This window comes from Aequorivita vitellina, assembly GCF_022008365.1.
Classification (GTDB): domain Bacteria; phylum Bacteroidota; class Bacteroidia; order Flavobacteriales; family Flavobacteriaceae; genus Aequorivita; species Aequorivita vitellina.
Genome location: NZ_JAIRBA010000050.1, coordinates 1 through 10,393, shown reverse-complemented (window position 1 = coordinate 10,393; position 10,393 = coordinate 1). Strand labels below are relative to the sequence as shown.

Sequence of the window (10,393 nt, the reverse complement as noted above, 5' to 3'; positions counted from 1 at the left end):
TAGCGCGAGCGTCCCGCTCGTGCCAACAACAAATAGAAAACATAAACAATAAATGATAATTTTTGAGCGATACCGGAATATCCAGAAATTGACCCCGCTAGCGCGAGCGTCCCGCTCGTGCCAACAAATCTAATAAACCTCTCAAAGGAATCTAAACCTGTCGAAATTATAAATAAAATTAAGAGAAAAGAAATTGAAAACCTATACTTTAATCAATGGTTGGTAAAGACTAAAAAGGAATAAGAGTTATATCATAATCCATGCAGAATGAACTCGAAATTAATATCTTCACATATAATTATAACGTTAATTTCAATTTTCGGAATTTCTTATTTATATCAATTTCTTGATAATAGAGTTTATGAAATAATTTATTCCGGTTTACATTTAGCTGTTATTCTCATACTTTACATAGCAAGTGGAATTCTAGCCACAGATAATACCTTTAGCTTTAAAAAATATTATATAATTGCCTTAATAGGTTTTATAATCTGGTTGATAGCATTTACCAGCTCTCCGAAAAGCATAGATTATAAACATGTAAAAGAAGCCGGATTGTGGTTTTTTTATCAATTATATGTAATGGGAATTTCCATACCACTTGAAAACTTCTTTCCTTCGCAAAACAATATTTTCTTAAATTTTGCGCTATTATTGTCCTTCGCTATAATTCCTTCTCTCTTGCAGGGTATTGGTGGTTACATAAAAATAAAGCAAAACAAGAAATTTTATAGCTAGCCTACTACACACGAAGCTAGGTTTATCATGTTCCCATTTAATGGAGCATTTTCAGTGCAACCCCTAACTCCCATTTTAATCTTCTCCCAACACAGCGAAGACAAATAGTATCGTGTATTCAAGGCCATCCCCTTGCGAGCGTAGCTAAATAAAAATTCATGTATCCGATAGCTATCGGATCGTGCCCCCCCCACCCGATTCCCAAATTCAACAATTCTCGAATTAATGAATTAACGAATTTAACAAATCAACCAACCCCAAATTCTCAACCCAGACCGCAGTTACATTCCTAAATAAATAATACGTTCCCTGCACTAAAAATTAAACCCTTGAATCGCTATCGCCCTTCCCGCTACATCCAGCAAGTCAGCTAGCATTTCATATAATTTTGCACAGCATTCTTATCCAACGGAATACTATTCTTTAGCGGATATACTAAGGTACCACAACCTCCCTTTTTATTTAACAATCTCTACCGACTTCGCACTATTAAAGTTATAGATAGCACTAAAGTATTCAGCAACCTTCCAAAAGAATAATATAAACCATATTTATAGTATATATATAGTATGTCTATAGTATCTTTATAGTATGTTTATAGCAAGTTTATAATATATAATATATATTGAGTATACTATTCAAATACATCACAAATCTCTTCGCGCTCGTAACAACCTCACTGCAATAAATAACCACTACAAAAAATAAGAGAAGACTTTATTAAACGAAGCACCTCAGCTAGCACCCACTCCCTTGATGCGATTTGCTAGAGCGTGCCCATTTACTGTAATATTTGTAAGGCAATATTCCCAAATTAATCTATCACTCTTCTGCCTGCCGTAGGTAAGAAAGCGCCAGACACACCAAAATTCATTAAATTTATATGCCAAATTCAACCGCTATGAAAAACGAAAGAGTTTTTAAAATGTCGTTCGCCAGTGTTTACCTGCATTATATAACCAAAGCAGAAAAAAAAGGCCGCACCAAAGAAGAGGTAGATACTGTAATCTGCTGGTTAACGGGTTACGACCAAAATGGTTTGCAGCAACAGATAGATACTAAAACTAGCTTTATAACTTTCTTTGATGAAGCCCCAAGTCTAAACCCAAATGTTTCAAAAATAACAGGTGTAATCTGCGGCTACCGGGTAGAAGATATTAAAGAACCGCTCATGCAAAAAATTCGTTATATGGATAAACTAATAGACGAACTTGCAAAAGGCAAAAAGATGGAAAAGATTTTAAGAGAGTAATGACTAAACTTTATATTGAAATATTTTTTCAATTCACACATTTAGAAGTTGTGTAATTCACTTAAATTTGAAAATACACACTTTGCGGGATAGTGTAAAATCTTAACTTATTTTTTTAAAATGATGAGAACGAGTAATTTCTATTAACTCTTGCTGACAACTGGATTTATTTAATCCGTTTCAATTTTGGTGGATTTTGTCGAGTATCAAAAACATCAGCAATTTTTATAAATCCGTTTTGATTATCTACAGAATAAATCAACTTGTAGTTTTTGAAAACTAAATATCGATATTCAATTTCTCTACGTTTTAATAATTCTTCTTTTTGCCCAATTAGCGGTGATTTTATTAACTTTTTTGTTTCATTAATAATTCCACTTACGAGATTTTTTGCAACTCTTAAACCTGCTTCTTTTTTATAATATTCATAGATTTCGTCAAGTTGAGTTTCGGCAAATTCAGACCAAATAATTTTCAATATCATTATTCGTATTTGGATAAAAGTTCCGAAATACTTTTAAATCGGTTATTTCCGAAATCAGATTCCGATTGGTCAATTCGCTTATTCAGTTCTTCTTCAGTCATCGGTTCAATTAATTGCTCCTCTGACGCTTTCTTTTCTTTTCTTAAAAGTTTTTCAAGACGAGAAACCGCTTCTTCACTTTGTAGTTTTAAAAATTCTTTCACAAATTCTATTTTTCGAGCTTCTAAATTCATTTTATTCGTCTTTTTATCAAAGATACAAATTTATCAAATCAGTTGTTTTTTCTTGAATTGCCATTCTTCACAAGCCGTTGACAACAAACAGAAATTCTTTAACTAAAAACTTATAACTTTGAATTTTAAACTATAAACTTTTCTATAATGCAGTCTAAAGCCAAAACACCAGTCCAATATATAGCCGAACTACCCGAAGACCGAAAGGAAGTAATGCAAAAATTGCGCGAAACAGTAAAGAAAAATCTACCCAAAGGTTTTGAAGAAACCATGCAATACGGAATGATTAGCTACGTGGTACCACACAGTATTTACCCCGATGGTTACCACTGCAAACCCACAGATGCGCTACCATTTATGAGTATTGCTTCACAAAAAAACCACATAGGTTTTTACCATTCTGGCATTTATACAGATCCTGAACTTTTGGCGTGGTTTGTGGCAGAATACCCAAAACACGCCAAAGGAAAACTAGATATGGGCAAGAGTTGCATCCGCTTTAAAAACACAAAAAATGTTCCTTTTGAATTGTTGGGAGAACTCACCACAAAAGTTTCCGTGGAGCAGTGGATTGCGAAATACGAAAGTGTGTTAAAAAAGTAGAAATCATTTCAATTCCACTACTTTTGCATGCTCAAACAAAGCGGTACATGGCACTATCAGATTTTATAATCATTTCAAAAGAAGCGACGATTGGCTTAGATGAAATTCATTTAAGCGAGGCGAACAAAAATGGTTTAAACCAATTGCTGAAAGAGTTTAAACACTTCGAAATTTTAAACCATTACAAGTTGCCCGTTGCCAATAAAATTTTTCTTTTTGGGCACACCGGATGCGGAAAAACAACTACTGCCAAAGCTATTGCACAGGCTTTAGACAAAAAAATTATCATTTTAAATTTAGGCAATATCGTTTCTTCCCGTTTGGGCGAAACCGCCAAAAATATCACCGAAGTCTTTAAAAAAGCTGCCCGAGAAAATGCGGTTTTGCTGTTGGATGAATTTGACTCCATCGGAAAACTTCGCGATCACGACGATAAAGATTCTTCCGAAATGAAACGCTTGGTTAACACGGTTATTCAATTAATAGACGAGCTGCCAAGCAACGTGTTATTAATTGCCGCCACCAATCATCCCAGCGTTATTGACACGGCGTTATTGCGAAGATTTCAACTAAAATTAAAGTTTGAATTGCCTAACCGAAACCAGCTAGATGTTTATTACGATTCACTTTTGGAGAAGTTTCCCGAAGAATTCAGCACTGTTATGCGCGTTTACAACATTTCGTATGCCGAAGCAAAAGACATAACGTTTAGTGCCGTTAAAAATGCAATAATTGCAAACGAGGAAGCGAAAGCGCAACTACAACTTCACCAAAAAGCAGTGCTATAGAAAAATACTGTAAATGGTGACGCATTGTGCTACCTTTACTTCTTTAAAAATCAATTTGTGCATCCAAAAAACCCCTTTAATAAAGATTATAATTTTGAAACGCTAATAGCCAAGCATCCGCCTTTAAAAGAATTCGTTTTTAAAAATGAATACGGCACCAACACCGTAAAATTCGCCAATCACGAAGCGGTAAAAGCGTTGAACACAGCTTTGCTAAAAGAACACTACAACATTTCAGAATGGCAGATTGGCGCGAAAAACCTATGTCCGCCAATTCCCGGCCGGTTAGATTATTTGTTGCACGTTGCAGATTTGCTTCCCAAAAAAAACATTCACCTGTTAGATATTGGCACGGGCGCCAACTTAATTTACCCCATTCTCGCTACGTGTCATTTCCAATGGAAAACTACCGCCAGTGAAGTAAACTTAGATTCGTTGCGTACGGCACAGGATACTATCGCTAAAAACGAGAGCTTAAAAAATATTGAATTGCGGCATCAACAGTTCAAAACCCAAATTTTGAAAAACATAATCCAGCCCACAGATAATTTTGATGTGGTAGTTTGCAATCCGCCATTTTTCAAAAACCGAACCGAGGCAGAACAAAGCAACCAACGCAAGTTTAAAAATTTGAAACTTAACCAAGAAAACACCAAGAATTTTGGTGGCCTCAGCAACGAGTTGTGGTACAAAGGCGGCGAAGAGGCGTTTATTAAAAAGATGGCTGAGGAAAGTATTAAGTTTAAAGAGCAAGTGCATTGGTTTACCGCAATAGTTTCGCAAAAAGAAAACTTGAAAAACATTAAAAGAGCCATCAATAAAACCAAGCCAACGGCAGTAAAAATAGTTGAAATGGAACAAGGCAATAAACAAAGCCGATTTATTGCTTGGACGTTTAGAGCTTAATTTTTTTAATCTCTGCGCAACTCTTTTTACTCCGCGAACCTCTGCGAAATAACTATTACACAAAGGATTCGCAGAGAACCGTTAAGGAACACGGAGAAATAAATTACTCGGTAACCCAATATAGCTAAAGTAATTTTTCAGCTTTTGAAAACACAAGATTTACACATACTGAATTCCTTTATAAACACTCCCGAATTAAAAATAACTTCGGAAAAATATCCTTTTGAAAATTTTAATTTTTTAGATGAAAAAATAGCGGAAAGTAAATTCACTTTTCCGAATAATCTTGTGCTCGGAATGCAAGCAGAAGCTTGTTTTGAAGCGTATTTAAATAGCTCTAAAAACTATAAGTTACTCAAGGCAAATCTTCAAATAAATGGTGAAAAAGAAACTTTAGGCGAATTGGATTATATGGTGAAAAGTCTAAAAACCCATAAAATTATTCATATTGAATTGGCGTGTAAATTCTATTTGTTTGACGAAAATGCCGGTGCTTCAGAAGAAGAAAAATGGATTGGCCCAAACCGAAAAGACAGCCTTTTCGACAAATTGGAAAAAGTAAAGCTGAAGCAATTTCCACTACTTGAAAAAAAGGAAACAATTAAAAAATTGGAAACATTACATATTCAAATTCCAACTTCGCAGCAGTTGTGTTTAAAAGCCTTTTTATTTCTTCCGAAGAAAATGAATCGCCGGTTTCTTCCAAAAAATTTTTCCGATTGCATCGTTGGACATTATATAAAACACAAGGAATTTTCTACTGAAGACACAAAAGCTTTCTATGCCATTCCCACTAAAAAACAGTGGCTTTTACCAACGGAAGCAGTTGACAGTTGGCACTCCTTTTCAGAAGCAGAAAAGGAAATTGAACTGCGAATTCAAAATAAGAAGTCGCCTTTAGTTTATAAAAAAACGCCCCATAAAGTGGAACGTTTTTTTGTAGTTTGGTGGTGATTACCGCAAATTTATTTAGCGCCGTGTGTATCCATTAAATACATTATGCTCGCCATAGTTGCAGCCCCGAGCTCCAACTCGCGTTTATTAATTTTATCGAAAGTGTCGTTTGCCGTGTGGTGAATGTCAAAATATCGCTGTGAGTCTGGTTGTAAACCTGCGAGCACATTAATATTTCCTTTCATCGGTCGAATATCTGCGCCGCTGTAACCTTCATCAAACAAATGAATTAAATAGGGCTCAAAAAGCGGTGCCCACGAGCGTATTTGCGCCACATTTTCTGCATCAGTTTCGAGTGAAAAGCCACGAGGTGTAAATCCGCCACTATCGCTTTCTAGAGCAAAAACGTGCGTTTCGTTTTTTCGTTTGGCTTCTTCGGCATATTTTAATCCGCCACGCAATCCATTTTCTTCATTCATAAATAGTACAACCCTAATTGTGTGTTTTGGCTTGTAGTTCAACTTTTTAAAAAGCCGAAGCACTTCCATGCTTTGTACAACGCCAGCTCCATCGTCGTGAGCACCGTCGCCAACATCCCAGCTGTCTAAATGACCGCCCACTACCATATATTTGTCTGGATACTCGCTGCCGGTAATTTCCCCAATAACATTAAATGACGGCACATCGTCCCAGGTTTTGCAGTTTTGTTTAAAATAAAACTGCAGGTTTGGCACAAGTTTTAGCAAGCCGCTAAGATAGTCTGCATCCTTGGTGCTAATGGCTGCGGCCGGAATACGTTTTGACACTGGCGTGTCGCCATAACTCATTGCGCCTGTGTGCGGCACGTCGTCATTTTTTAGCGATAATGACCGAACCAAAACGCCAATCGCACCGTATTTAGTAGCTTCTGCTGCACCGGAATAACGTTGGTTTGAGGCGCCGCCATAGGCATGACCCGTATGTATTAAATCTGGCTGCATTGGGCGATTGAAGAAAACAATTTTCCCTTCTATTTTTTCCTTTCCTAAACGCGCGAGCTCTTCAAAGTTTTGAACTTCTACTACTTCGGCTTTAATACCCAAATTTGGTGTGGGAACGGAACCGCCAAGCGCTAAAATATTAGTCACCGTTTTATCGCCCGCAGGCGACTCAATATAGGCGTATTCCTTAAAGCCACGGGTCCATTTTGGCACCATTACAGGCTGAAGCCACACTTTATCTATACCCAACTCCTCTAATTCGGCTTCGGTGAATTTTATGGCTCTTTCGGCTTCAAAAGAACCGGAAAGTCTTCCCCCAATTTTATTGGAAAGATAGTCTAACCAGTCGTAGGCTTTTCCATCGGTTAAAGCTGTGGTATAAAGCTTTTTCAACATTATTGAATCTTGATGGATATTCTGCGAAATACTTGCTGACGAAATAAATAAGAAGAAAAGAATGGTAGGGATTGAAAGGTTCTTCATCAATGAAATTTTAAAAGAATTAGTACGTGTGTGAGTAAAATGAAACGCTAAATTAATCATTTTTTAGACGTTGGCGATATTCAGAAATCTTCGCTTTTATAGCGTCGTCCAGTTCCGGCTCTTTAATGTCTTTGTATTTTTTGAGCTCTTGCAACATAATTTCAGCTACAATTAATCGAGCCGTTTTTTTATCGTCTGAAGGAATGATATACCAAGGTGCCTGTGGTTTGGAAGTGCGATTAATTGCATCCTCATAACAGTTTCTGTAGTTTTCCCACAACTCCCTTTCATCTAAATCGCCTGGGGAAAACTTCCAGTTTTTATTTGGTTTATCCAGCCTGCGAAGTAAACGATGCTTTTGTTCTTCTTTAGAAAGGTTCAAAAAGAATTTAAAAATAATAGTTCCGTTTTCTTGAATGGTCTTTTCAAAATTGTTGATCTGCTGAAAGCGTTTGTCCCAAAAATCTGCGTCAATATCTTCCAAAGAATTTACATCGGGCAAGTTTTCACCAAGAATATATTCTGGGTGAACTCTTGTAACTAGAACATTTTCGTAATGCGTTCTGTTAAAAACCCCAAACTTTCCGCGTTCGGGAAGTGCAACGTAGTGACGCCAAAGATAATCGTGTCTTTTCTCCAGCGCAGTAGGCGTTTTAAAACTGTGTACCACTACCCCACGCGCATTAAAATCTTTAAAAACTTCACGAATTAAACTGTCCTTTCCGGCCGTATCCATCCCTTGCAGGCAAACCAATACCGCATATTTTCCGTGTGCGTACATGGTATCTTGAAGCTTACCCAACTTTTTTCGAACATCTTTTAATTGATCCTTTATGGCTTCTTCTGAAGCGCCTAAATCTATATCATTACGCGTGCCATCCAGTTTTATGGGTTCAGTAACTTTAAAATCTTCAATTTTTATTTCTTTCATATACACACTATTTACTCGCGAATAATTTTACATCTTCTACACTAATTTCTTTTCCACCGAGGATAATTAAACGTTCCACAACATTGCGTAGCTCACGAATGTTCCCCGTCCAATCGTATTCTTGCAAAAGCTTTATGGCTTTGGGGGTAAATTTCTTTTTGGTTGTACCGTGCTCTGTTGAAATTTTTTCTGAAAAATAATCTACCAAAAGTGGAATGTCGTCGCGCCTATCGTTTAATGGGGGTACTTTTATAAGAATTACCGCCAATCTGTGGTAAAGGTCTTCGCGAAAGTTACCCGCTTCAATTTCATTTTTAAGGTTTTTATTTGTGGCAGTAATAACGCGAACATTTACCTTAATATCTTTATCGCTACCTACGCGCTGCACCTTATTTTCTTGCAAAGCACGAAGCACTTTGGCTTGCGCGGAAAGGCTCATATCGCCCACTTCGTCTAAAAAAATAGTACCGCCATTTGCAGCTTCAAATTTTCCGGCACGGTCTTTATTTGCCGAAGTAAACGCCCCTTTTACGTGTCCAAACAATTCGCTTTCAATCAATTCGCTGGGAATTGCCGCGCAGTTAACCTCTATCATTGGACCAGTGCTGCGATCGCTTTTTTGATGCAGCCAATGCGCCACCAATTCTTTTCCTGTTCCGTTGGGACCTGTAATTAAAACACGAGCTTCAGTGGGTGCCACTTTCTCAATCATTTCTTTAATCTGCTCTATTTCCGGCGATTCGCCAACCATTTCGTAGTTTTTGGAAACCTTCTTTTTAAGTCGCGTGTTTTCAACAACCAATTCTTTTCTATCTAAAGCAATGCGAACGGTGTTAAGCAAACGATTTAAATCTGGCGGTTTTGATATATAATCGAAGGCGCCTAATTTCATTGTATTCACAGCAGTTTCCAAATCGCCGTGACCGGAAATCATAACCATGGGGATTTCAGGTTTTATCTTTTTTACGGCCTCCAAAACCTCAACGCCGTCCATTTTTGGCATTTTAATATCGCAAAGAACCAAATCGAAATCTTCGTTTTTAAGAATTTCCATTCCGGCTAAGCCATCTTCGGCTTCAAAAACTTCGTAACCTTTATTTTCTTCGGAAAGAATTTTTACTAAAACCCTTCTAATTGCTGCTTCGTCTTCTATTATAAGTATTCTCGCCATTAATATTTAAATTTTATTCCTGCCCTAAAATAGGGAGAATTTTCGGTATTTATTTTATAAACTTTTTTTCCGTCGCCATCTTCCAATCGAAAGTCATTGTAAACCGAGTGTGCTGCATACCCGTAAAACAACAAATGTTCGGTGAAAAAGTGTTCGTAACCAAGACCTACCAATCCAACAGTTAATTGCACACTTTCGGCTACTTTTCCATCCTCGCCTTGGTCTATAAGCGGTACAAAATTCTGCTGAAGATTTGCGTAAACATTATCTAAGGTTACAAAAGCTTGCAGGGCGTCTTTATGGGTGTTGTTTAAATAGTGGCGTACATTGGTTTTTGGCACCCCTAAAGTATAGGTCCAATTGGGGTGAAACTGTTTAAAATAATTTAAAATAGGAAGCGGATACCACCTGCCGGGCGTTGTAGAATAAGTAAGCCCCATAATTAAACGATAGGGTTTTTTGCCTTCTTCCGGGTTTTTCTTTTTGTCTTTTATGGCGTAGGCTCCAATTTCATATATAAAATCGTCACCCACTAAATTTCCTTCAAAATCACTTTGAATTTTCACTCCTCCTTTTACGCCATAGCGCCAATCGTTTTTCTTCCAAACGTAACCCAAATAAGCATTCATTTGCTGTACTGAAGACACCAAGTGGTCATCAAAAGCAAATACATCTTCTGTATCTTTAATATTAATATCTACAAAACGATATTCCATACCCACTACAAATATGTTATCTTTCTCTTCATCTAAAGGAATAGGAACTTGCAGCAAAGCCCGATAACGGTTTATAGAATTATCAGATTTGGCAAACTGAAAGTTTAAATATTCAACCCGTGCCAAATCGGTTGTCTGTGCGGTCATTCCAAATACCAAAAGGAAAAGAAATGCCGTAATAAAAATGTTCTTTTTCATAGTTTTTATTTTTTTT

Annotated in this window: 12 protein-coding genes; 6 read left to right on the top strand and 6 right to left on the bottom strand. The window is 37.0% G+C overall.

The window, feature by feature from the left end:
* The first annotated feature begins 267 nt into the window (after positions 1–267).
* Both K8089_RS15635 and K8089_RS15630 read left to right on the top strand, forming a co-directional pair.
* Complete coding sequence (locus K8089_RS15635; RefSeq protein ID WP_237604237.1) at positions 268–738, top strand: hypothetical protein; 471 nt, start codon at positions 268–270, stop codon at positions 736–738.
* Positions 739–1,639: 901 nt separating this feature from the next.
* Complete coding sequence (locus K8089_RS15630) at positions 1,640–1,990, top strand: DUF2200 domain-containing protein (RefSeq protein WP_237604236.1); 351 nt, start codon at positions 1,640–1,642, stop codon at positions 1,988–1,990.
* 166 nt (positions 1,991–2,156) lie between these two features.
* Here K8089_RS15630 and K8089_RS15625 read toward each other — a convergent pair whose 3' ends face one another.
* The gene (locus K8089_RS15625) at positions 2,157–2,474 is read right to left on the bottom strand and encodes a type II toxin-antitoxin system RelE/ParE family toxin (RefSeq protein WP_237604235.1); all 318 of its coding nucleotides are present in this window, start codon (positions 2,472–2,474) and stop codon (positions 2,157–2,159) included.
* Complete coding sequence (locus K8089_RS15620; RefSeq protein ID WP_237604234.1) at positions 2,474–2,707, bottom strand: hypothetical protein; 234 nt, start codon at positions 2,705–2,707, stop codon at positions 2,474–2,476. Before K8089_RS15620 ends, K8089_RS15625 begins: the two co-directional genes overlap by 1 nt.
* A 147-nt stretch (positions 2,708–2,854) precedes the next feature.
* Here K8089_RS15620 and K8089_RS15615 point away from each other — a divergent pair, with 147 nt between their 5' ends.
* The 4 genes from K8089_RS15615 (at position 2,855) to K8089_RS15600 (ending at position 5,958) form a co-directional block, all read left to right on the top strand.
* The gene (locus tag K8089_RS15615) at positions 2,855–3,310 is read left to right on the top strand and encodes a DUF1801 domain-containing protein (protein ID WP_237604233.1); all 456 of its coding nucleotides are present in this window, start codon (positions 2,855–2,857) and stop codon (positions 3,308–3,310) included.
* 47 nt (positions 3,311–3,357) lie between these two features.
* Positions 3,358–4,098: an AAA family ATPase gene (locus tag K8089_RS15610; RefSeq protein ID WP_237604232.1), complete on the top strand. Its 741-nt coding sequence runs from the start codon at positions 3,358–3,360 to the stop codon at positions 4,096–4,098.
* A gap of 57 nt (positions 4,099–4,155) precedes the next feature.
* Positions 4,156–5,004, top strand: a complete 849-nt coding sequence (gene rlmF / locus K8089_RS15605) for a 23S rRNA (adenine(1618)-N(6))-methyltransferase RlmF (protein ID WP_237604231.1) — start codon at positions 4,156–4,158, stop codon at positions 5,002–5,004.
* Positions 5,005–5,148: 144 nt separating this feature from the next.
* Entirely contained in the window at positions 5,149–5,958 is an 810-nt protein-coding gene (locus K8089_RS15600) for a DUF1853 family protein (RefSeq protein WP_237604230.1), read from the top strand.
* Positions 5,959–5,969: 11 nt separating this feature from the next.
* Here the strand turns inward: K8089_RS15600 and K8089_RS15595 are convergent, their stop codons facing one another.
* The 4 genes from K8089_RS15595 to K8089_RS15580 are packed head-to-tail and all read right to left on the bottom strand — an operon-like array spanning position 5,970 to position 10,377.
* The gene (locus K8089_RS15595; RefSeq protein ID WP_237604229.1) at positions 5,970–7,361 is read right to left on the bottom strand and encodes a M20/M25/M40 family metallo-hydrolase; all 1,392 of its coding nucleotides are present in this window, start codon (positions 7,359–7,361) and stop codon (positions 5,970–5,972) included.
* 52 nt (positions 7,362–7,413) lie between these two features.
* The gene (locus tag K8089_RS15590; protein ID WP_237604228.1) at positions 7,414–8,292 is read right to left on the bottom strand and encodes a PPK2 family polyphosphate kinase; all 879 of its coding nucleotides are present in this window, start codon (positions 8,290–8,292) and stop codon (positions 7,414–7,416) included.
* A 7-nt stretch (positions 8,293–8,299) separates the two neighbouring features.
* Entirely contained in the window at positions 8,300–9,463 is a 1,164-nt protein-coding gene (locus K8089_RS15585) for a sigma-54-dependent transcriptional regulator (protein ID WP_237604227.1), read from the bottom strand.
* Complete coding sequence (locus tag K8089_RS15580) at positions 9,463–10,377, bottom strand: hypothetical protein (protein WP_237604226.1); 915 nt, start codon at positions 10,375–10,377, stop codon at positions 9,463–9,465. The genes K8089_RS15585 and K8089_RS15580 overlap by 1 nt, the downstream gene beginning before the upstream one ends.
* Positions 10,378–10,393: the final 16 nt, after the last annotated feature.

What these genes read in the sequence shown, in the direction of transcription:
- K8089_RS15590 (WP_237604228.1), bottom strand. Translation starts at nt 8,292, where the DNA reads ATGAAAGAAATAAAAATTGAAGATTTTAAAGTTACTGAACCCATAAAA.
- K8089_RS15630 (WP_237604236.1), top strand. Translation starts at nt 1,640, where the DNA reads ATGAAAAACGAAAGAGTTTTTAAAATGTCGTTCGCCAGTGTTTACCTG.
- K8089_RS15625 (WP_237604235.1), bottom strand. Translation starts at nt 2,474, where the DNA reads ATGATATTGAAAATTATTTGGTCTGAATTTGCCGAAACTCAACTTGAC.
- K8089_RS15595 (WP_237604229.1), bottom strand. Translation starts at nt 7,361, where the DNA reads ATGAAGAACCTTTCAATCCCTACCATTCTTTTCTTCTTATTTATTTCG.
- K8089_RS15610 (WP_237604232.1), top strand. Translation starts at nt 3,358, where the DNA reads ATGGCACTATCAGATTTTATAATCATTTCAAAAGAAGCGACGATTGGC.
- K8089_RS15620 (WP_237604234.1), bottom strand. Translation starts at nt 2,707, where the DNA reads ATGAATTTAGAAGCTCGAAAAATAGAATTTGTGAAAGAATTTTTAAAA.
- K8089_RS15635 (WP_237604237.1), top strand. Translation starts at nt 268, where the DNA reads ATGAACTCGAAATTAATATCTTCACATATAATTATAACGTTAATTTCA.
- K8089_RS15580 (WP_237604226.1), bottom strand. Translation starts at nt 10,377, where the DNA reads ATGAAAAAGAACATTTTTATTACGGCATTTCTTTTCCTTTTGGTATTT.
- K8089_RS15615 (WP_237604233.1), top strand. Translation starts at nt 2,855, where the DNA reads ATGCAGTCTAAAGCCAAAACACCAGTCCAATATATAGCCGAACTACCC.
- K8089_RS15585 (WP_237604227.1), bottom strand. Translation starts at nt 9,463, where the DNA reads ATGGCGAGAATACTTATAATAGAAGACGAAGCAGCAATTAGAAGGGTT.